17 protein-coding genes are annotated in these 21,450 nt (G+C 70.7%); 3 read left to right on the forward strand and 14 right to left on the reverse strand.

All coding sequences use genetic code 11. The features are described 5' to 3' along the window. The first annotated feature begins 368 nt into the window (after nt 1-368). On the forward strand, nt 369-1,013 hold the full coding sequence (locus ABFJ78_RS03825) for a TetR/AcrR family transcriptional regulator (protein ID WP_436384228.1): 645 nt from the start codon (nt 369-371) through the stop codon (nt 1,011-1,013). On the opposite strand, the gene ABFJ78_RS03830 is transcribed toward ABFJ78_RS03825, so the two are convergent. The 4 genes from ABFJ78_RS03830 to ABFJ78_RS03845 form a co-directional block, all read right to left on the reverse strand. Then, the gene (locus ABFJ78_RS03830) at nt 1,010-2,173 is read right to left on the reverse strand and encodes a GGDEF domain-containing protein (protein ID WP_436385376.1); all 1,164 of its coding nucleotides are present in this window, start codon (nt 2,171-2,173) and stop codon (nt 1,010-1,012) included. The genes ABFJ78_RS03825 and ABFJ78_RS03830 overlap by 4 nt on opposite strands. A gap of 322 nt (nt 2,174-2,495) precedes the next feature. Then, on the reverse strand, nt 2,496-3,758 hold the full coding sequence (locus tag ABFJ78_RS03835; RefSeq protein WP_436384230.1) for an MFS transporter: 1,263 nt from the start codon (nt 3,756-3,758) through the stop codon (nt 2,496-2,498). A 324-nt stretch (nt 3,759-4,082) separates the two neighbouring features. After that, nucleotides 4,083-5,228 carry an LLM class flavin-dependent oxidoreductase gene (locus ABFJ78_RS03840; protein WP_436384232.1) on the reverse strand — a complete coding sequence of 382 codons (1,146 nt, stop codon included), beginning with the start codon at nt 5,226-5,228 and terminating at the stop codon, nt 4,083-4,085. Between the two features lie 133 nt (nt 5,229-5,361). Next, on the reverse strand, nt 5,362-5,652 hold the full coding sequence (locus tag ABFJ78_RS03845; RefSeq protein ID WP_436384233.1) for a hypothetical protein: 291 nt from the start codon (nt 5,650-5,652) through the stop codon (nt 5,362-5,364). A gap of 183 nt (nt 5,653-5,835) precedes the next feature. On the opposite strand from ABFJ78_RS03845, the gene ABFJ78_RS03850 reads away from it, so the two are divergent. Continuing rightward, the gene (locus ABFJ78_RS03850) at nt 5,836-7,716 is read left to right on the forward strand and encodes an FAD/NAD(P)-binding protein (RefSeq protein ID WP_436384235.1); all 1,881 of its coding nucleotides are present in this window, start codon (nt 5,836-5,838) and stop codon (nt 7,714-7,716) included. A gap of 11 nt (nt 7,717-7,727) precedes the next feature. Here the strand turns inward: ABFJ78_RS03850 and ABFJ78_RS03855 are convergent, their stop codons facing one another. The 8 genes from ABFJ78_RS03855 to ABFJ78_RS03890 all read right to left on the reverse strand — a co-directional run bounded on the left by ABFJ78_RS03855 (nt 7,728) and on the right by ABFJ78_RS03890 (nt 16,339). Next, entirely contained in the window at nt 7,728-8,837 is a 1,110-nt protein-coding gene (locus ABFJ78_RS03855) for a glycosyltransferase (RefSeq protein ID WP_436384236.1), read from the reverse strand. Between the two features lie 16 nt (nt 8,838-8,853). Further along, nucleotides 8,854-9,747, reverse strand: a complete 894-nt coding sequence (locus tag ABFJ78_RS03860) for a glycosyl hydrolase family 18 protein (protein WP_436384238.1) — start codon at nt 9,745-9,747, stop codon at nt 8,854-8,856. Between the two features lie 68 nt (nt 9,748-9,815). Further along, complete coding sequence (locus tag ABFJ78_RS03865) at nt 9,816-11,366, reverse strand: dipeptide ABC transporter ATP-binding protein (RefSeq protein ID WP_436384239.1); 1,551 nt, start codon at nt 11,364-11,366, stop codon at nt 9,816-9,818. Continuing rightward, the gene (locus ABFJ78_RS03870; protein WP_436385377.1) at nt 11,363-12,151 is read right to left on the reverse strand and encodes an ABC transporter permease; all 789 of its coding nucleotides are present in this window, start codon (nt 12,149-12,151) and stop codon (nt 11,363-11,365) included. Before ABFJ78_RS03870 ends, ABFJ78_RS03865 begins: the two co-directional genes overlap by 4 nt. A gap of 43 nt (nt 12,152-12,194) precedes the next feature. Beyond that, the gene (locus ABFJ78_RS03875) at nt 12,195-13,148 is read right to left on the reverse strand and encodes an ABC transporter permease (protein WP_436385378.1); all 954 of its coding nucleotides are present in this window, start codon (nt 13,146-13,148) and stop codon (nt 12,195-12,197) included. Further along, the gene (locus ABFJ78_RS03880; RefSeq protein WP_436384240.1) at nt 13,145-14,752 is read right to left on the reverse strand and encodes an ABC transporter substrate-binding protein; all 1,608 of its coding nucleotides are present in this window, start codon (nt 14,750-14,752) and stop codon (nt 13,145-13,147) included. Before ABFJ78_RS03880 ends, ABFJ78_RS03875 begins: the two co-directional genes overlap by 4 nt. Nucleotides 14,753-14,879: 127 nt before the next feature. Continuing rightward, on the reverse strand, nt 14,880-15,518 hold the full coding sequence (locus tag ABFJ78_RS03885; protein WP_436384241.1) for an HNH endonuclease family protein: 639 nt from the start codon (nt 15,516-15,518) through the stop codon (nt 14,880-14,882). 140 nt (nt 15,519-15,658) lie between these two features. Further along, the gene (locus tag ABFJ78_RS03890; RefSeq protein ID WP_436384243.1) at nt 15,659-16,339 is read right to left on the reverse strand and encodes a hypothetical protein; all 681 of its coding nucleotides are present in this window, start codon (nt 16,337-16,339) and stop codon (nt 15,659-15,661) included. 76 nt (nt 16,340-16,415) lie between these two features. Between ABFJ78_RS03890 and ABFJ78_RS03895 the strand changes: the two genes are divergently transcribed. Beyond that, nucleotides 16,416-17,702 carry an adenylosuccinate synthase gene (locus tag ABFJ78_RS03895; protein ID WP_436384245.1) on the forward strand — a complete coding sequence of 429 codons (1,287 nt, stop codon included), beginning with the start codon at nt 16,416-16,418 and terminating at the stop codon, nt 17,700-17,702. Here ABFJ78_RS03895 and ABFJ78_RS03900 read toward each other — a convergent pair. Both ABFJ78_RS03900 and ABFJ78_RS03905 read right to left on the reverse strand, forming a co-directional pair. Continuing rightward, nucleotides 17,699-18,196: an OsmC family protein gene (locus ABFJ78_RS03900; RefSeq protein ID WP_436384246.1), complete on the reverse strand. Its 498-nt coding sequence runs from the start codon at nt 18,194-18,196 to the stop codon at nt 17,699-17,701. The genes ABFJ78_RS03895 and ABFJ78_RS03900 overlap by 4 nt on opposite strands. 134 nt (nt 18,197-18,330) lie before the next feature. Further along, a complete protein-coding gene (locus tag ABFJ78_RS03905) occupies nt 18,331-21,258 on the reverse strand; it encodes a BTAD domain-containing putative transcriptional regulator (RefSeq protein WP_436384247.1) in 2,928 nt (975 codons plus the stop codon). Between the last annotated feature and the right edge of the window lie 192 nt (nt 21,259-21,450).

The raw sequence follows: 21,450 nt of genomic DNA on the forward strand, positions 1-21,450 counted from the left end.
CCCGGGACCGCGCGGTCCCGGGCCCAGCGGGTCGTCGGTCGTCGACGTCGACGACCGCGTGAACGCGCGCGCCGCGATCGCCTCCACCGTGCACTCGGTCCGGACCTGCTCGAACAGCTGCTTGCCGCGCGCGTTGAGCGGCGCCCGCGTACGCGCCCTTCAATCGCGTCGAGCACCGCGTGCGCCTCCGCCGCGCGGTTGACGTACGTGTGGTCGCCCGGCGTGCCGAGCCCTTCGTAGTCGGTGACGACGACGCTGTCGCGGCGAGGGAAGATACGCGTGCTTGCTCCTCGTCGAGCAGGGGCAGTGCGCGGGGAACACCTTTTTGGACAGAGGTGTCGGAAAAGAATCACGTGAGGTGGACCACCATGTCGAGCCCGGCTCCGCGCGGGCGGCCGCGCAAGCTCCCGGTCGGGGAGCAGCGCGCCCGCGTCCTGCACGCGACGGCGAAGGTCGTCGCGCAGCACGGGATGCAGGGCGCGACGATCGAGCAGATCGCGCGCGAAGCCGGCGTCTCCCGCCAGGCCGTCTACGAGCAGTTCGGTGACCGCGCGACGCTGTTTTCCGAGGTCGTGGCCGTGACGGAGGAGCAGGCGTTCGCCGCCGTCGCGGGCCCGTCGGTGACCGACCCGCAGCCCGGCCTGCGGGCCTGGGCGCGGGCCAACTACGCCAACATGGTCACCTTCGTCGCGGACAGCCCGGAGGCCTACGGCGTGCTCCGCGCGGCCGAGCGCGCGGGCGACCCCGCTCTCACCCGGTTGCGGGAGAGGCTGGCCGTCGTCTACGCCGGCGCCGCCCGCAAGCGGTGGGCGGCGCACGGCATCGACTCGGGCCGCGCCGACCGCGCGCTCGTCACGCTCTTCTTCGCGATGACGGAGTCACTGGTGCAGGCGACGTGGGACGGCGAGCCGCCCGACCAGGAAGCCCTGATCGACCTGCTCACCGAATTCACGGTCGGCGGCGTCGCTCGCCTCCAGACGAAAGCGAGCGACGTCATCGACCGGCTGCGCTAAGCCGCGGCGAGGGCCGCTTCCGCGGACCCCACCACCCGGTTCCGTCCGCCGTGCTTGGCCGCGTACACGGCCGCGTCGGCGGACGCCATCACTTCCTCGATCGACGACCCGTCGAGCGGGTAGGCGGCGACGCCGATCGACGCCGTCTGGCGTTCGATGTCGACGGCGGCGCCTTCGTTGGTCTTCGTGCTGATGATCAGCTCGCTGACCCGTTGCCGGATCCGTTCCGCGGTCACGATCGCGTCCTCTTTGGACGTCGACGGCAGCAGCGCGACGAACTCTTCGCCGCCGAACCGGCCGACCAGGTCGTGCGCGCGCGTCTCCTGCTTGACCACGGCGGCGACCGCCTTGAGCACGTCGTCCCCCGCGAGGTGCCCGTAGGTGTCGTTGATCCGCTTGAAGTGGTCGAGGTCGATCATCATGGCGCCGAAGCTGCCGTTGTCGCGCTCGGCGCGCGAGATCTCGCGCTGCGCGCCGTCCTGCCAGGTCGTGGCGTTGAGCAGCTGGGTCTTCTGGTCGGTGGTGGCCAGCTCCTCGAGCCGCTTGATCAGCACCGACCGCTGCAGCACGTACAGCGGGAGGATGACCAGCACCGAGAGCAGCGGCTCCTGGCCGAGCACCATCACCAGCAGCCCGCCGACGCACAGCGTGGACAGCTCGAGGAGGTTGTCGTCCATGCCGCCGAGGCAGCTCTCGACCGTCGCTTCCTCCGGGTTGGCCAGGTAGAGACCGAGGCCGGTGAGGGCCGCGTTGACCACGAAGTACACCGCCACGGCGAGCGTGACGGCGGGGACGCTCAGCCCCGTCGAGAAGTGCGTGACCAGCCCCGCCGAGCAGGCCGACAGCGTCGCGCTGGTGGCGTTCGCGGCGACCCGGTGCGGCTGGCCGGGGCGGGTGCCGGACCAGCTGCGCAGCGCCAGGCCGACGTACAGCGTCACCCCGAGCAAGGTGACCAGCTGCGTCGGCAGCAGGAGCGCGGCGGGCAGCAGCCACACCGACGTCATGTTCATGTGCGGACCGTCGCTCAGGATGCGCCGCTGGCGCTCGATCCGACGGCTGACCTCGGTCTGCGCCAGGGCGAGCGCGCCCAGCAGGCCGAGGATGCCCAGGTGCTTCAGCGTGATCGTGGTGGTGACCGTGGCGACGGCCGTCCAGCCCACCAGCACTGCGATCGCCGCGAGCGTGACAGCGATCCAGCGGGGCGGCCGCCGCCACAGCGCCCAGCCCGCAACACCAGAAATCACGCCTTGTCCAGACCGTTCCCCCAATGTGACCATTTTTCCCCCAAACCCTTGCGCTCGGTGGTGGTGATGAACCACTCACGGACAGTTTCAGCCCGTTTGCCGTCTGTCCACAAGGGCCTTAGGTGTGTACATTTTCCGGGACGCCGGATCGAAGGGTGGCCAGCGATGCGTTCCAGAGATCAGTGAGCCGGAGCCGCGCCGCAAGGTCGCGATGACGAAACCAGCGTGTCGAGCGTGCTCAGGCGTGTTCGGCGCGCTGGGTCTCAAAGTCATGCCCGCCTTCGCCCGCCCCCGAAAGCCGTGACCGCCGCCACGCCAGCGCGAGCGGCACCGTAAGTATCAATCCGGCAACGCCGAAGATGCCGACGGTCGTCTGCGCCCCGACGAAGTCCGTCAGCACACCGCCGATGAGCGGGCTGACGCCGAGCATCGTCGTCAACCCCGTGTTCGACAGGCCCATGGTCTGCGCGCGGTTCTCGTCCGGCACCGCGAGCGTCAACGACGCCGTCGCCTGCAGCAGCGCGACCGAGCCGAACGCGCCGGACAGGACGAAGAGGGCGATCGACACCCACGGGTTCGGCTGCGCGAAGCCGACCAGCATCGGCACCGCGCACAGCGCCGACAGCGGCCCGATCAGCTTCGGCCGCGCCGCGGCGGGCACCCACCGCGTGAAGACGAACGTGCCGAGGACGCTGCCCACCGGGTCGGCCGCGAGCAGGAGCCCGACGAGCTCGGGGCCGCCGCCCGCCGACGAGACGTACGGCGCGGCGATCCCCTCGTAGACCGGCAGCAGGCCCATCAGCCAGGTGAACAGGACGAGCGCCCGCAGCGCGGGGCTGGCGAACGCCACCCGGCCCCCGGTGCCGATCGTGGCGAAGAAGGACTTCCGCTTCTCGGCGTTCGCGGCCGGCGGCCGGGCCCGCACGCCGAACCGGACGAAGGCGGCGGACAGCAGGAACGTGACGGCGTCGAGCACGAGGGCCACGTGCGGGTCGAGCGCCAGCAGCAGCGCGCCGCCGCCGGCGAACCCGAGCAGCTGCGCCGTCTGGACGGTCATGGTCCGCACGCCCATGCCGACGACGAACCGGTCGCCTTCGAGGATCTGCGGCAGCAGCGCGAGCTGCGCGGCCTTGAACGGCGGGTTGAGCAGCGAGACGCCGGCGACGAAGACGCAGACCACCCAGAACGGCAGTGACGGGATGGCGACGAGCAGGATCAGCCCGGCCCGCACGAGGTCGACGGCGACCATCACGGTCCGGCGCGAGAACCGGTCGGCGAGGCCGGTCAGGAAGATGCCGCCGAGCAGCGAGGGAGCGAAGGTCAGGGCGTAGGTGAGGCCGGTCAGCGTGGCCGAGCCGGTGGCGGTGAAGACAAGGATGGACAGCGCGACCCTGGCCAGCTGGTCCCCGGTGATCGAGAGCAGTTCCCCGAACCACAGCGCGCGGAACTCGGCGATCCCGAACACCTCGCGGAACGTGACGCGATCCCGCGGAGCTGCCATGCGCTTTCTCCCGACCTCTTGTGCAGACCGTGCCCCTCGTATGACCGATGGTGACGAAAAGGACCGGTCGGTCATGAGGCAGTCACGGTACGTGAGTTACCTCAGCCAGTGTCCCGTGACTGTTGGTAAATCTCTAGGTTCTTTCGCCGGTATCCAAGGTGTCACGGAGCTTTCCTGGACGCGTCAGACGATAGCCCGCAGTGTCTGGCCGGTCGCCCAGGAGTCACCAATGGATCATTCCGTACCCGATGGGCGGAGGACCAGAGGCAAAAGTAGCCACCTCGCGTTCGCGAGGTGGCTACTGGGTTTGCGCAGGTGGCGGGGTCAGCCGTCGACGGCCAGGGCGTCCTCCGCCGGGGTCCTCGTGGTCTGCGCGGCCCGCTCGGCGTCCCTCTTGGCCACCTCTTCCCGGACGATCGGGATCACGTACCGCCCGAAGTCGATCGTGTCGCCGAGCATGTCGTAGCCCCGCGCCGACAGGATCTCGACGCCCAGGTCGTAGTAGTCCAGCAACGCCTGCGCCACCGTCTCCGGCGTTCCCACCAGCGCGTTCGAGTTGCCCGCGCCGCCCGTCGCGGCCGCCGTCGGGGTCCACAGCGCGCGGTCGAACCGCTCGCCCCGGGCCGCTACCGCGAGCAGCCGCTGGGAGCCCGTGTTCTCCGGCTCGGTCAGCTTGTGCCGCCGGGTCAGCGGCTGGCCGCCCTTGGTGCGGTCCTTGATCGCCCCGACCGTCGCGTACGCCTTTTCCCAGGCCAGCTCCTCGGTCGGCGCGATGATCGGCCGGAACGCGACCTGGATCCGCGGCACGTCCGTGCGGCCGGCCGCCAGCGCCGCGGCCTTCACCGACTCGATCTGCTCCGCGGTCTGGGCCAGCGGCTCGCCCCACAGGCAGTAGATGTCCGCTTCGGCGCCCCCGGCGGCGTACGCGGCCGGCGACGAGCCACCGAACGACACGCCGGGACGCGGCTGCTGCACCGGCTTCACGTCGGAGACGTAGTCGGCGAAGCGGTAGTACTCGCCTTCGAAGCCGAAGGGCTCGTCCGACGTCCACGCCTTCTTGATGATCTGGATGGCTTCGCGCGTCCGGGCGTAGCGCTGGTCCTTCGTGAGGTAGTCGCCTTCGCGCTGCTGCTCGTGGTCGTTGCCGCCGGTGATGAAGTGGACCGTCAGGCGGCCGTCGGAGATCTGGTCGAGCGTCGCGAACGTCTTCGCCGCGAACGTCGGGTACGAGACGTTCGGGCGGTGCGCGAGCAGGATCTGCAGTTTTTCGAGCTTCGTGGCGACGTACGCGGCCGCCTGCGCCGGGTCCGGCGAGCCGGAGCCGTAGGCGAACAGGACCCGGTCCCAGCCGAAGTCCTCGTGCGCGCGGGCCAGGCGCAGCGTGTACTCCTTGTCGAACACCCCACCCGACCGGGCGTGCGTCTCCGACCCGTCGTGCGTGCCCCCGATGCCCAGGAACTCGACCGGCATTCCGTCCTCCATCCATGCCCCCGCCGCCGCCCTCAATCGAGGCGCTGCGCGCCGCTGGCCCATCTCTCTCACGTCGGTAAGGCCAGAGCTACGCCTCGCGAAAGAACGCGGCAACGGAGTCCGCAGGGTGGAACTAGCGCCGGTTCGCTTCGATCACCTCGATCGACGCGCGGACCTGCTCGAAGGTGGGCGGGGCGGCCCGGTTGAACACGACGGTCAGGGACCGGCGCGGGATGACCACGAACTCGACGTCGACCCCGGCCGCCTCCGACGCGGCCTCGACGACGTCCCGCCAGTGCTTCGGGTCGATCCCGTCCGGATCGGCCCATTCGTGCGCGAAGATCGCCCAGTTGCCCCTGAGCAGGGTGCCGACCACGTCCTGCGCGGTGTGGACGCGGTGCGGCGGACCTATTTCAGCGGCCAAGTCTTCGCAGTTGAAGGACTGCTTCGAAGGCCGCGGCGCCTTGGTGGACTACGGACAATTCCGCTCCTCTCGCCGTCGTGCCGGGGATTCGGCGCCGCTCGCCGGAGTGTTTGGTTTTATTCCCGGAATTCCGGAGTATGGGAAGGACGTCCGGCGCCGGATCCCGCGCGTAGCTTCGGTCGCGTGGCCGATCGCGCGCCGTTCACCCTCGCTGTCGTGGGCGCCGGACCCCGGGGGGTCGGCGTCCTCGAGCGGCTCGGCGCGAACGCGGACCTGCCGCGCGACCGGCGGCTCGAGGTGCACCTGATCGACCCGTTCCCGCCGGGGCCCGGCCGTGTGTGGCGCTACGACCAGTCGCCGCTGCTGCGGATGAACTCCATGCCCGAGGACGTCACGATGTTCACCGACGAGTCGGTGAAGATGGCGGGCCCGGTCCGGCCGGGGCCGACGCTGCTGGAGTGGGCGCGAAAGGTGCGTGACGGCGCGCTCGACGCCGAAGTCCCGCCCGACGTCGTCGCCGAGCTGACCGCCCTCGACAGCTTCGACTTCCCGACCCGGCGGCTGCAGAGCGCCTATTTGACCTGGTTCTACCGCACGGTTCTCGCCGACCTGCCCGACGGCATCGACGTCGTCGAGCACGCCGCGCGGGCGGTCGGCGTCGACGGCAACGACGTCAGCCTGTCCGACGGCACGACCGTGCGCGCGGACGCCGTCGTCTTCACCGTCGGGCACCTCGACGCCGAGCCGGACGAGCGGGAGCGCGAGCTCGTCACGTTCGCCGCGCGGCACGGGCTCGCCTATTACCCGGCCGGCTACACCGCCGACGTCGACTACTCCGGCATCGCGCCGGGCGAGACCGTGCTGGTGCGCGGGTTCGGGCTGGCGTTCGTCGACCTGATGCTGCTGCTCACCGAGGGCCGCGGCGGCCGCTTCGAAGAGCTCGAGACCGGTGGCCTGCGCTACCACCCGAGCGGCGCCGAGCCGGTGCTGCACGTCGGCTCGCGGCGCGGGGTGCCCTACCACGCGAAGATCGGCTACCGGTTGCGCGGGAAACCGTTGCGGCTGCCCAGGTTCTTCGACGCCTACGCCATGGACGGCCTGGCCGGCGAGGCGCTCGACTTCCGCACGGACGTCTGGCCGCTGATCGCGAAGGAACTGGCCTGGGGCTACTACAGCGAGCTGTTCACCGGGCACCCCGACCGGGTGCGGCTGGACTTCGCGGTGTTCGCCGACGCCTTCGCCGACCTGCCGTGGGATTCACCGGGCATGCGCGACCTCGTCGCGCGAGCGGTGCCCGCCGAGGCCGACCGCCTCGACCTCGACCGCCTGGACCGGCCTCTGCGCGGCCGTCGATTCGGCACGGCGGAGGAGTTCGGCAAGGAGCTGCGCGAGTACATCGAAGCCGACCTCGCGCGCCGGGCGGACCAGGAGTTCAGCGCCGACCTGGGCGCCTTCATGGCGTTGCTGTCGGTGTACGGCCAGCTGCCGGTGCTGGTCCAAAAAGGACGACTGGACGCGTCTTCTCAAGTGTCCGATATGGACGGTTGGTTTCACGGCTTCTTCTCGTACTACGCCAGCGGCCCGCCACCGCGTCGCCTGGAGGAGCTGCTGGCGCTGCACGAAGCCGGCGTGGTCACCTTCGCCGGCGCCGAAATGCAGGTGACGACCGACGGCGGTGCGTTCGTCGCGACCACCGCCAGCTACCCGGGGACGGTGTCGGCGCGGACGCTCGTCGAGGCGCGGCTCCCGGGCCCGAGCGTGACCCGCGCGGCCGACGGCCTGCTCCGGCAGCTGCGTGACGCGGGCGAACTGGCCGAGGAGACGGTGGCGGACCCGGTGACGGGGGCGTTGCTGCCGTCGGGCCGGATCCACACGCGGGTATCGGACTCCCGCCTGCTCGACGGCACCGGCCGCCCGCACCCGCACCGGTTCGCGGTGGGCCCGCACACGAGCGCCCGCTCGGCGGCGGCGTTCACCCGGCCCCGCACGAACGCGTCGAGCTTCCGTCAGAACGACGCCGTGGCCCGCGAGATCCTGGCCCTCGTGAGTGAAAAACAGGGTTAGCACACTGTTTCTCACTCACGACACCAGGCCACCACCTCGGCCAGGACCTGCTCGACCGGCGGCATTTCCGCGATCTCGGCCGCGATGCCCCGCGCGATCTCGCCAGGCTTAGGGTCGGTGAGCAGTTCGCGCGCCGCCGCCTCGATCGCGGGGATGCGGACCTCGTCGCCGACCAGCGCGCGGGCGGCGCCGAGGGTGGAAAGCGTCTCGGCGTTGGCGAACTGGTCGGCGCCCTGCGGCAGGATCAGCTGCGGCAGACCCGCCGCGAGCGAGGCGAGCACTGTCCCGGTGCCGCCGTGGTGCACCACCAGTCCCGCGTGCTTCAGCACCTCGGCCTGCGGGACGAACCCCGCGACCTGGACGCGAGACGGCAGTGGGCCGAGCGCGGCGGGGTCGCCGGGGCCCAGCGCGACCAGGACGTCGACGTCGAGGTTCGACAGCGCGCGGATGGCGCCGCGCAGGACGTCCGTCGCGCCGTAGACCACCGTGCCGAGCGTCAGGTACACGAAGCCGTCTTCCGGCAGGGGCGGCAGCGGGACGTCGGGGTCGTACGGCGTCGGGCGCATCCGGAACACCGTCGGCACGGCGGCGGTGCCCGGGTCGCGGACGCTGTCGGGCCAGACGTCGACGCAGGCGTCGCCGAAGAGGGCGTCCGAGGGGAGCGTGCCCCAGAGCGGCCGCAGCCGTTCGGCGGCGACGGCCATGAGCTCCGGCGGCATCGACCGCCCGATCACGACCGCGAGGGCGGGGATGCCCACCCGGCGGGCTGCGATCCCGGCGCCGACGTCGCTCATCTCGTAGACGACCAGGTCCGGACGCAGTTCCGGGAGCAGCGGCGTCAGGTCGTCGAGCAGCGACCGCGGCAGCAGCTCGGCGAACATCGTGATGCCGACGTCCATGAACGCGGCGTCCTCACCGTGCCGTTTCTTGGCTTCGGCCTCCGCCTCGCCGATCGAGATGCCCGCGTGGTGGACGTCGAAGCCGAGGTCACGCACCTTGGGCACGAAGGCCTCTCCGGTGCCGAAGACGACGTCGTGGCCGGCTGCTTTCGCGGCGTTCGCCAGCGGCAGCAACGGGAACAGGTGGCCGTAGGCCGGGCGGCACGTGAAGAGGATGCGCACCACCCGAGCGTACTGCTCAGCCCTTGACGACCGGAGCGATTTGCTGCGCCCACTGCTGCGGCGCCGACGTCCCGCCGGGCAGGGAGTTGAAGTACTCCCAGCCGTCGATGCCGCCGAAGTCCGCGTACTTGCTCTTGAGGCTTCGTACGGTCGACTGGAGGGTCGACATGGCGACGTATCCACTGCAGTTGGCGGGGTTCGTGACCGTCCCGGCGACGACCTTGCTCGCGGGCACGATCCCGCGGCGGATGATGTTGTCGTACCCGGACGTGCTGCTCAGGGAGCCCCAGCCGCAGTAGAACTGCGCGTTGAACCAGGAGATCTGCGCGCCGCGGTCGCGGTAGAGGGTGTCGTAATTGAGGCCCGAGAGCCCGCCACCGCCGCTGAGTTCGGTGGCGACCGGGGCGAGGGTGATCAGGAACGAACTGCCGAAGTCGGCGCGCAGCGCGTCGATCAGCTTGGTGAGGGCGGCGTTCGACATGTGCTCTTCGACGTCGAGGTCGATGCCGGAGAGCGAGTAGGTGCGGATGAGGTTCCGCAGCAACGGGTAGTAGGTGTCGAACTGGGTCTCGAGCCGCTGGAAGCTGCCGGCGGCGGCCCCGCCGACGAAAGCGAGGACGTGCACGCCCTGGCTGCGCAGGGTGGCGAGATCCTGCCACATCCGCGTGAACTTGGCGGCGTTCGGGGGATCGTCGTTGAGGTGGACGACGCTGTTCGGGTCGAGGTGGATCGCGCCGACGATGACGTCCGTGGCCCCGGCGTCGCGCAGGGGAAGCGGCGAGACGTAGGCGGAGCCGTTGTAGATGGTCTGGTAGTAGACGACAACCCTGCGTCCGGCGGCGGCCGAAGCCGGCACCGCACCCGAAATCATCAGCACCAAGGCCACGAAGGCCACGCCGATCCTCCGCATGGTCCAGACCATACGTCGCCCGGCGCGGTGGGAAAAGCACTCACCGCCGATCCTGTCCGGTTTCTGTCTCAGCCCACCCTCTGGGCCGACCGCCCGGGAATCGCCGCCAGGAGTTCCTTCGTGTACTCCGCCCGAGGCTCCTCCAGCACCTGCGCCACCGGTCCCAGCTCCTCCAGCTTGCCCGAGCGCATCACGCCCACCTGGTCCGCCAGCTGCCGCACCACCGCCAGGTCATGCGAGATGAACAGGTACGACAACCCGAGTTCGGCTTGCAAATCCGCCAGCAACGCCAAGATCTGCGCCTGCACCGAAACGTCCAGCGCCGACACCGGTTCGTCGCACACCACGAGATCCGGCCGCAACGCCAGCGCCCGCGCGATCGCCACTCGCTGGCGCTGCCCGCCCGACAGCTCCGCCGGCTTCCGGCGCGCCACCGACGCGGGCAACGCCACCTGATCGAGCAGCTCAGGGACCCGCGTGCGCGGAAGCTTGAACGCTCGCAGCGGCTCCGCCACGACGTCCTCGATCGAGAACTTCGGGTTCAGCGACGCGTACGGGTTCTGGTACACGACCTGCATCCGCCGCCGCAGTCGCCGCAGCTCTTCGCCGCCGAGGGAAGTGATGTCCTGGCCGTCGAACGAAACCGAGCCGGCCGACGGCGTTTCCAACCGCAGCAGAAGACGGGCCGTCGTCGACTTGCCCGAACCCGACTCGCCCACCAACGCCAGCGTCTGGCCGCGCGGGATGTCGAACGAGACCCCGTCCACCGCGCGGATTCCGCCGTCGAACGTCTTCGCCAGGTCCCGCACCGACACCAGCGGCTCGGCAGCCGGCGCCGGTGGACGCAGCGTGCTCGACAAGCTCGGCGCCGCCGCGATCAGCTGCTGCGTGTACGGGTGCGTCGGCGCGCTCACCACCGACGAACCCTCCTCGACGACCGAACCCTGCGACAGCACCACGATCCGCGACGCGCGATCGGCCGCGACGCCGAGGTCGTGCGTGATCAGCAGGATCGCCGTCCCGGAGTCGGCAGCCAAGGACGTCAGGTGGTCGAGGATCCGCCGCTGGACCGTGACGTCCAGCGCCGACGTCGGCTCGTCCGCGATGATCAGCTTCGGCCGCCCGGCCAGCGCCGACGCGACCAGTACGCGCTGGCGCAACCCGCCCGACAACTGGTGCGGGTACTGCCGGGCGCGCAAAGACGGCTGAGGCACGCCCGCGCGCTCCAGCAACGAGATCGCCTCCAGCGACGCGGTGCGCCGGTCCGCGAGGCCGTGGATCTTCAGCACCTCCGCGACCTGGTCGCCGACCCGGTGCACCGGGTTCAGCGACACCGCCGGGTCCTGCGGCACCAGCGCGATCTCGCGGCCGCGCACCGAACGCCACTGGCGGGACGACAGCGAAAGCAGATCGCGGCCGTCGAAGGTGATCGAGCCGCCGTCGACGCGGCCGCCGCGTGGGAGCAGGCCGATCGCCGCGTGCGCCGTCGTCGACTTGCCCGAGCCCGATTCGCCGACGACGGCGACCACTTCGCCCGCGCCGACGTCGAACCCGACGTCACGCACGGCCGGCACCCCCTGGTACGACACGGCCAGGTCCGAAATCCGCAGCAGGGTCATCGATCTCCTCCGTCCAGCGCGCGGGACAGCCGGTTCGCGGCGAGGACCACCGCCGCGACTGTCAGCCCCGGGAACGTCGTCATCCACCACGCGGTGGCCAGGAGGCTGCGCCCGCCCGCGACGAGCGAGCCCCACTCCGGCGTCGGCGGCGTCGCGCCGAAACCGAGGAAGCTCAACGCCGACACCTCGAGCACGGCCGTGCCGAGCGTGAGCGTCGCCAGCGCCAGCACCGGGCCCGCCGCGTTCGGCAGGACGTGCCGCAGCAGCACGCCCGACCAGCGCACTCCCGAAGCTCGTGCCGCTTCGACGAACACGCCGTTCCGCACGCGAAGCACCTCCGCGCGCATGACCCGCGCGAAGGACGCCAGGTTCGCGATGCCGACGGCGATCGCGACGTTCGTCGTGCCGAAGCCCAGCGCCGTGACCAGGGCCAGCGACAGCAGGATCGGCGGGATGGCCAGGAAGACGTCGACGACCCGCATGATCACCGTGTCCGCCCAGCCGCCGCGGAACCCGGCCAGCAGGCCGAGCGCCGAACCCGCGACCAGTGCCACGAGCACGGCGATCGCGGTCGCCCGCAGCGAGAGCGACGCGCCGTGGATCACGCGCGCGTAGACGTCCCGGCCGGTCTCATCGGTGCCGAACAAGTGCTGCAGTGACGGCCCCTGCAGCCGCTCGGCCGGGACGCCGGTGATCGGGTCGTACCCGGTCAGCAGCCCCGGCACGAACGCCGCGAGCAGCACGAATGCCAGCACCCCCACCGCGAGCACGAGCCCGGGCGGGATCCGCACTTTCACGTGAAAGTGCGGCTTGGGAGCCTGGGCGAGGTCAACCACGGGCCACCTCCGGTGTCCGGGCGATGCGCGGGTCGAGCAGCGGGTACAGCAGGTCGACGACCAGGTTGAGCACCACGAACACCAGCGCGGCCAGCACGATCACCGCCTGCACGACCGGGACGTCCTGCGCGGTGACGGCGGCCGCGGTGATCCGGCCGACGCCGTCGCGGGAGAACACCGTCTCGGTGATCACCGACCCCGCGACGAGGTTGCCCGCCACCACACCGGCGACGGTCAACGTCGGCACGGCCGCGTTGCGCAGCAAGTGTCCGAAGTGGACGCGCCAGCGGCTCGCGCCCTTGGCCGCCGCGATCTCCGCGTATGGCTCCTCCTGCTGCGTCGCCAGGCTCTTGGCCAGCACCTGCCCGATGATCGCGCCGGTCGGCAGGGCCAGGGTGATCGCGGGCAGGATCACGGCGGAGAAGCCTTGCGTGCCGAGCGCCGGCAGCAGTCGCAGGCGGAACGAGAAGAACTGGATCAGCAGCAGCCCGACCCAGAACGGCGGCAGCGAGATCGCCAGCGAAGGCAGGGACAGCAGCGCCTGCCGCAACCAGCGGAACCGGGTGAACGTGCCGAGGAACGCCGACCCGCCGCCGAACAGCACCGCGAACACCAGCGCCAGGCCGGTGACGGCGAGCGTCGGCGGCAACGCCGTGACGACCATGTGCGACGCCTCGTCGCCGGTCGCGACGCTGCGCCCGAAGTCGCCGTGCAGGGCCGAGACCAGCCGTTTCAGGTACTGGACGGGCAACGGCGAGTCGAGGCCGTACTCCGCGCGGGCGGCGGCGAGCTGCTCGGGCGTGGCCGCCGATCCTGCGTCACTGCTCGCGAGCTTCGCCGAAACGGCGTCACCCGGCAGCAGGTAGAGGATCAGGAACGACAGCGTGAACGCCGCCCACAGCACGAACACCGCCTGCCCGACGCGGCGGAGGAGGTAGCGCCTCACGACAGCCACGCGTCGAACAGCTGCAGCCGCGACGACGCTTCGAAGTCGACGGCGTGCGCCTTCGAGCTGAGCGCGACGACCTGGGTCAGCTCGAACACCGGGACCGCGTAGGCGTGGTCGATGATCAGCTTCTGCACCTCGTCGGCGGACGGTTTGCGCTTGGCAGTGTCCACAGTGGACGATTGCGCGTCGAGGGCGACGTCGAGTGGATTGCCCGGCGTCAGCTTGCTGCGGTTGCCGGCCTTGGTGGAGAACTGGCCGCGCAGGATGTCCGGGTCGGCGCGCGTGACGTTGTACCAGAGGAAGTCGTAGTTGCCGGCCAGCTGGATCTGCGTGGTCTCGGCCGTCGTGTGCTGCTCGATCCGCAGGTCGAAGCCGATCTTGCGGAGCTGCTGCTGGATCAGCTCCAGCACGCTGCGGTTCTGGTTGAACACCGGCGAGAACACGACGGACGCGCTCAGCGGCTGCCCGTTCTTGACGCGGATGCCGTCGGGACCGGGCACCCAGCCGTCGCCGTCCAGCAGCGCCGCGGCGCCCTTCTGGTCGTACGCGAGCTGCTGCGAAAGGTCGCTGACCAGCGGTGTTGCCGAGCCGAGGATGCTCGTGGCGGCTTTGTAGCTCGGCGTCAGCACGGTGTTCACGACCTCGGCGCGGTCGACGCCCTTGAGCACGGCCTGGCGCACCTTCTCGTCGGCGAGCACGCCGCGTGTCGTGTTGGCGTGCAGGTTGAACACGACGCCGGGGTTGGGCCGGATGTTCTCGCTGAAGCCGTTGCCGGCGAACTGCGGCTCGTCGACCGGCTGGATGTCGGTGGCGGCGTCGAGCTGGCCGGAGGCGAGGCTGCCGGTGCGGACGCCGGGCTCGGGCACGATCTTGTAGTCGATCTTGTCGAGGTAGGCCTCGCCCTGGTGCTTGAAGAGCGACGAACCCCAGGCGTAACCCTTGCGCTTGGCCAGGACGATCTCCTGGTTCTGCTTCAGGCTTTCGAAGACGAACGGCCCGGAGCCGATCAGGCCGTTGCCCTGGCAGCGCTGCTCCGGCGTCTTCTTGAACGCCGCCGGCGCAAGGAGGCCGAGCGACATCGTCGAGCTGGCCTGCAGGAACTGCGCGCTGGGCGCGGAGAAGTCGAGGCGCACAGTCTGCGGGTCGACGACCGTGGACGCCTTGTACGCGGCGAGGTAGCCGTAGCCGAGCTGGGCTTTCGTGCCGAGGGCCTTGATGGCGTCGAAGCTGGTCTTCACGGCGGCGGCGTCGACGGGGCTGCCGTCGGAGAAGGTCGCGCCGGCGCGCAGGTGGAAGGTGAACGCCGTCGAATCGGCGCTGATCTCCCACTTCTCGGCCAGCCACGGCTTGATCTCGCCGGTCTTCGGGTCCTGGTCGGTGAGCGAGTCGACGAGCTGGCGGCCGACGTTGATGGACGCGTTCGTGGCGGCCTGCTGCGGGTCGATGCAGTCGGGCGCGGACGAGATGCCGAGCCGGAGCGTGCCACCGAGTTTCGGGGGCCCGGAGGCGGCTTGTTCGGTGCCGGCGGCGGAGCAGGCGGTCAGCAGCACGGGCAGGGCGAGCAGGGCCGCGGCGTTGCGGGCGCGGAAGAGTGGGGACACCGGACGGCCTCCAGCGGGGAGCGGTTGCGTCTTCGATGAGCGACGCTAACCACGCGCTGAAGGCCGTCCCACCAGGCGAACCGCGGTCCCAATCCCTGACACCGCAAGCATTCGCTCTTGACAGCGGTCAGCAGCGGCCGAGCATGTCCGTCAGCGCCGACTTCTCCGCCGTGTTGATCGTCAGCTTGAACTTGTACTTCACCGCGACCCACATCTTCGCGTAGGTGCACCAGTAGCTGGTGAGCGGCGGCTTCCACTGGTCGGGCGACTTGTCGCCCTTCTCCTGGTTGACGTTGTCCGTCACGGCGATCAGCTGCGGGTCGGTGAGGTCGTTCGCGTACGCCTGGCGCTGCGCGGTCGTCCACGACGACGCGCCGGTGCGCCACGCGTCGGCCAGCGGCACGACGTGGTCGATGTCCACATCGGACGCGGCCGTCCAGGTCTCGCCGTCGTACGGGCTCTTCCAGCTGCCGGACGTCGCCGCGCAGCTGGAGTCGGTGACCACGTTCGTGCCGTCGCGCTTGAGCACCACTTCACGGGTGTTGCAGCCGCCGCCCTGGTCGATCCAGTGCGGGAACTTGTCCCGGCTGTAGCCGGTCTGCGAACCGTCGGCTTTGACGGTCAGGGACGCGAGCTCGGTCTTCGCCGTCGACGCCGAAGGGATGCCCGGTGGGGTGGCCTCGGCGACGCTGACCAGCGTCCCGGAGAGCACGGCGGTGGCCGCGAGGATGGTGAACGAATGACGAACAGCACGCCTGGTTGGCATTTTGCTGCCTCCGGTTCAGGTGTGGGGACAGCTAACCCTGATACACCTGAGTGGCGTGTGCAACACGTATAGGTGACATGTTGCTGCCCGTTGGTGAACGCTGCGTTGCCGCAGGCTCACTCGACCGTGAAACTAGCAGGTCAGGCTGGTCCGCGGACCAGCCGAAGGTCTTGGGTGTGCCGGTACCAGGTCCACTTGTTCACCGCGCGCTCGTGGACGACGTCGTCGCTGACGGGCCGCGTCGGGATGCACCCGATCTGGAACGCGCGCGCGTAGAACGTCGTCGGCCGCTTGAAGATGGTCCCCTTCACGACGCGGATCGCCAGGCCGGGCCCGCCCGGGTCCGGCGTCACCTCCACCGACGAGGCGGGCCCGCGCAGCGCCACCTGCTCGTCGGCGTAGGCCACCCCGCGGACCAGCCGCAGCTCGCCGCGTCCGACGAGCACGCCGCCGACGTCGTCGCGGATCAGTGGCACCGGGTCGACCTCGCCGCGCAGCGCGAGCGCGACGGCCTGCAGCGGCGTCTTCGGGAGGTTCCAGAGCGCGGCGACCGACGAGTCCGGCGACGACGGCACGTACCCGACCGACACGCCGGAGAGCGCGTCCTTCCGCAGCAGGCGCAGGACGACCGCGGCGAGGTCCGCGTCCGTGCCGGACACGACCAGGTGATCGTGTTCGCCCAGCAAGGGGTCGATTTCCGCCTTGCCGGGACGGCTGGGCACGCGGACGGATTCGACGTCGTCGACTTCTTCGAAGCCGGCCGCGCCGTCGCCACAGGCCACCACGATTCCGCGCACCCGCAGGTCCTCCGTTACAGTCATGCACCGGCATTTCGTCAGCGCCACCGGTGTCCGTCCGGGACACTAAACCTCAGTCGTCGAACACCTGGAGTGTCACATGCCGGCCATCGTGCTCATCGGTGCCCAATGGGGAGACGAAGGCAAGGGCAAGGCCACCGACCTGATGGGTGACCGCGTCCAGTGGGTCGTCCGCTACCAGGGCGGCAACAACGCCGGTCACACGGTCGTCCTGCCGAACGGCGAGAACTTCGCCCTGCACCTCATCCCTTCGGGCATCCTGACGCCGGGCGTGACGAACGTCATCGGCAACGGCGTGGTGGTCGACCCGGGCGTGCTGCTCGATGAGCTGTCCGGCCTCGAAGCGCGGGACGTCGACACGTCCAAGCTGCTGATTTCGGCCGACGCGCACCTGATCATGCCGTACCACGTGGCCATCGACAAAGTCACCGAGCGGTACCTCGGCAGCCGCAAGATCGGCACCACCGGCCGCGGCATCGGCCCGTGCTACCAGGACAAGATCGCCCGCGTCGGCGTCCGCGTGCAGGACCTGCTCGACGAGAAGATCTTCCGCCAGAAGGTCGAAGCCGCGCTGGAGTTCAAGAACCAGGTGCTGGTGAAGGTCTACAACCGCAAGGCCCTCGACGCGAACGAGGTCGCCGACGAGGTGCTGGCCGCGGGCGAGAAGTTCGCGCACCGCATCGCCGACACGCGGCTGCAGCTCAACCAGGCCCTCGAGCGCGGCGAAACCGTGCTGCTGGAGGGATCGCAGGGCACGCTGCTCGACGTCGACCACGGCACGTACCCGTTCGTGACGTCGTCGAACCCGACGTCCGGCGGCGCGAGCGCGGGGTCGGGCATCGGCCCGGGCCGGATCACCACGGTGCTCGGCATCCTCAAGGCGTACACGACCCGCGTCGGCTCGGGCCCGTTCCCGACCGAGCTGCACGACGAGTCCGGCGAGTACCTGCGCAAGCAGGGCGGCGAGTTCGGCGTGACGACGGGCCGCTCGCGCCGCACGGGCTGGTTCGACGCGGTGATCGCGCGGTACGCGGTGCGTGTCAACGGCATCACCGACTACTTCCTCACGAAGCTGGACGTGCTGTCCGGCCTGGAGAAGGTCCCGGTGTGCGTCGGGTACGAGGTCGACGGCTTCCGCACGCCGGACATGCCGATGACGCAGACCGACGTGCACCACGCGATCCCGATCTACGAAGAGCACCCGGGCTGGTTCGAGGACATCTCGGCGTGCCGCACGTTCGAGGAGCTCCCGGCGAACGCGCGCGCGTACGTCGAGCGCCTGGAAGAGCTGTCAGGCGCTCGGATCTCGGCGATCGGCGTGGGCCCGGGCCGCGACCAGACGATCGTGCGGCACGAGTTCGTCTAAGTCAGTTTCGTGCTGACCGGCGTCTCGTTGCGGAAGAGGTCGAGCACCGGGCAGTGTTCGTCGACCTCGCGCTTGAGGTCTTCGTAGCGCTCCCGGCTGGCCGGCCCTTCGAGCTCGACGGACACGCGAACGTCCCCGAAGCCGGGGCGCGTGTTGAAGGAGAAGCCGAAGAAGCCGTGGAGGTCGAGGTCGCCGTCGACGGTGACCTTGACGGAGTCGAGCGGGATGCCGCGCTTCGCCGCCCAGAACTGGTAGGTGATGACCTGGCAGGAACCCAGGGCGGCGAGGGCGTATTCGACGGGGTTGGCGGCCTGGTCGGTCCCGCCGAGCGCGGGCGGCTCGTCGACGGTGAAGCTGTGGTCCCGGACGTTCACGTGGACTTCGGTCCGGGTGCCGGTCTTGAGGGTGTTCGAGACGGAGAAGGAGACGGCGGCGTTGTGCGGGTCGGCGTCGACGGCCTTGCGGGTGCCTTCGATGACTTCGGTCAGCGACATGGGCTCTCCTGAAGATCGTGAGCGGGATGCAGGACAGGGTGGGCGAATCCCGGGAATCGCGCTCGGGTTCTCAAGTCCTGGGAGCGGCGGTGTCCGCGATGCGGAAGCGCTTGCACAGGCGGGCGACGTGGGGATCAGGATCGGCGGTCGACGGCCACTTGGTCCAGGAGGCCGTGGTAGCCGTGGGTTTCCGCGAGCTGCCGGGCCACGCCGAGGTAGTGGTCGGCTTGCTCCCGCGCTCCGGCGGCCTCGTGAATACGCCCGATGGTCATGAGTGCTTCGCATTCCTCGAAGCGGGTGCCGGTCCGGCGGGCGAGGCGGAGTGCGTGGTGACCGCTGAGCAGCGCGCGCTGGTGGTGACCGCCGGCGATGCCGCTGACCGCGAGTGCGGTGTGCCCGGCGATTTCGGCGCCGGGGTCGCCGATTCCGCGCCCCCGTTCGAGTGCTTCCTCCGCGAGGCGAATGGCCTGTGAAGCGTCGCCCGTGCCGGCGTGGATCCTGCTGAGCACGGCGAGCGCATGGCTCTCGGCGCAGCGTTCGTTCGAGCGCCGCGCGCGCTCGGCGGCGGCTTCCGCGGCGGAGAAAGCCTTCTCGTAGTCGGCGCCGCGGGCGCGCACGCGGGCGAGCAGAATCAGGTCATCGGCACTGCCCGTCTCGGCGGCGTGCGCGGCGTGGATCGCGCTCGCTTCGGCCAGCCGGCCGCGGTACTCGTGCAGGACGCCGAGGTTGCGCAAGCAGATCGGGTTCCGCGCCGGTTCGAGCGCGCCGGCTTCCGCGAAGAGCGTCCCCGCCCGGTCGAGATCGCCGGTGACCAGGTAGAGGGTGGCCAGGTTCTCCAGCACGCCGGTCACCCCGCGCTGGAAGCCCAAGTCGCGGTAGAGCCGCAGCGCTGCTTCGAAGTGCGTTGTGGCGGGCGCGAAGTCGTAGCGGAGCGCGTGGTTGGCCGCGAGGTTGTTGTGCGCGGCGGCCCGCAGGTCCGCTCGCTGCGTAGCGGTGGCGGCCTCAAGCCCGATCCGGGCCAGCTCCAGTCCCTCCGGGAGCCACGTGTTCATGCTGTGCCCACGAAGGGCCTCGACGAGCTGCCACGCCAGTTCGTGGTACTCGTGGTCGTGCGCGTGGCGGATCGCCGCGACGAGGTTGGGGACTTCGCCGCTCAGCCACGTTCGGGCGGCTTCTTCGCCGTCGAACGTGGTCCGGTCCGCCCGCGGTACGTGCCGGCGCAGGACGAACGGGTGCAGCAGGGCGGCCGCCGCGGTGGCGCGGCCGAGGTAGTGGTCGAGCAGGGCGAGCGTCGCCGTGTCCCGTTCGTCCTCGGTGCAGTCGAGTTCCGCACGTTCGGCGGCGTACCGGTGGAGCAGGTCGTGCAGGCGGTAACGGCCCGGCGCGTGCTCTTGGACGAGGTGGGCCAGGGCCAGCCGCTCCAGGCGCCGGGCCACGGCCGAGGCCGGGTCGCCGGTCAGCGCGGCGGCCGCGGCCACGGTGGTGTCCGGACCGGGAACCAGGCCGAGCAGCCGGAACACGCGACGGCTCCCGGCGTCGAGCGCGTCGTAGGAAAGGTCGTAGGCGAGCCGGACGGCGCTGGTCTCCCCGTCGGTCGTCAGGCTGTCGAGCACACCGTGGGCGTGCACTTCGGCGAGGTGGTCGGCGACCCGGCGACCCACCCGGTGCCGGAGCTGGGCGCCGCTGATGCGAAGGGCGATGGGCAGCCGCGCGCACGTCTCGGCCAGCTCGTCGGTGGCCGCCGGTTCCCGGGCCGCGCGTTCGGGACCGATCGCGGCCGCGAGCACGGCCACCGCGTCGGCCGCGTCGAGGACGTCCACCGTGACGCGCTGGGCGCCGTCGAAGGCGACAAGCTCGTCGAGCCGGCTGCGGCTGGTCACCAGGACCGAGCAGTTCGGTGCGGCCGGCAGCAACGGCCGGATCTGACCGGGATCCAGGGCGTCGTCGAGAACGCAGAGCACGGCCTTGTCCGCCAGCACGGACCGGTACAACGCCGCGGCCTCGTCGAGGTCCTCCGGGATCTGCCGCGGCGCGACGCCCAGGGCCCGCAAGAACCTCCGGAGGATCGGGCCGGGCGGGGTCGTACGGCGGAGGTCGGCGTAGAGCTGCCCGTCGGGAAAGCGGTCACGGACACGGTGCGCCCACTGGGTCACCAGGTCCGACTTGCCGACACCGGCGGTCCCGACGACGACGCCGAGGCGCGGGCCGGCACCGCCGGGGAGCAGGCGGTCGAGCGCCAGCAGTTCGGCTTGTCGCCCGCGAAAACCGGCGGAAGCCCGGGGAAGCTGTGCGGGCCGCGGTCGTGAAGTGACGGGGACGGATTCCTGCCGCAGCACGGCCAAGTGCGCTTCACGCAGGGCTGGTCCCGGTTCGGTACCCAGCTCGCCGGCGAGTCTGCTGCCGATCGTGTCGTAGGCGTCGAGCGCCGCGGCCTGTTGCCCGGCACCGGCCAGCGCGAGCATCAGCAGTGCCCAGAGCCGTTCGTGCAGCGGGTGTTCGACGACCAGCCGGCGCAGTTCCCCGGCCACCTCCGCGCACGCGCCCAGGTTGAGGCGCGCACGGCAGTGGTGCTCGACGACCGCGAGCCAGGATTCGGTCAGTCGCTGGACCTCGCCGTCGATCGCCGGGGTGACGGGCAGGTTGGCCAGCGGCCGGCCCCGCCAAAGCGCCGTGGCCCGGCGGAGAATTTCCGCGGCGCGCTCGTCGTCGCCGTCGACCAGCGCACGCTGTCCCGCGGTCGCGAGCCCGTCGAACCGGTCGACGTCGAGCTCGTCCGGCCGGACTTCGATCGAGTAGCCGCCGGCCCGAGCGTGGATCCGCCGGGCACCGCCGTCCAAGGTGGTGAGCTGCCGGCGCAACTGGCCGACGTGGGTCCGCAGATTCGCCGCCGCCGACCGTGGCGGCGATTCGCCCCAGATCAGCTCGATGAGCCGATGCGGTGGACACACGACGCCCGGGGCCAGCAGGAGGGCGGCGAGCAGCGCGCGTTGCCGCTCCGAGGTCAGCCGCAGGTGGGCCGCGCCCGAGCGGACCTCGACCGGGCCGAGGAGCAGGAACTCCACGACATTCCTCCCCGTACGCATCGCGTGACCAGTCGATGTTCGCCGGATGTGCCGATCCTGTACAGCCACCCTGCCACTGTTCTACCGCTGGGGGTGGGGGCCGGCGGCGCGCACGGAGGGGCGAGGGGGCTCGCCGTGCGCGCTGCCGAGAGCACGGGTTCTCAATTCTTGGGAAGCCGGAAACCGGTGGCG

It is taken from the genome of Amycolatopsis sp. MEPSY49 (genome assembly GCF_051337345.1).
In the GTDB taxonomy this organism is placed as follows: Bacteria; Actinomycetota; Actinomycetes; order Mycobacteriales; family Pseudonocardiaceae; genus Amycolatopsis.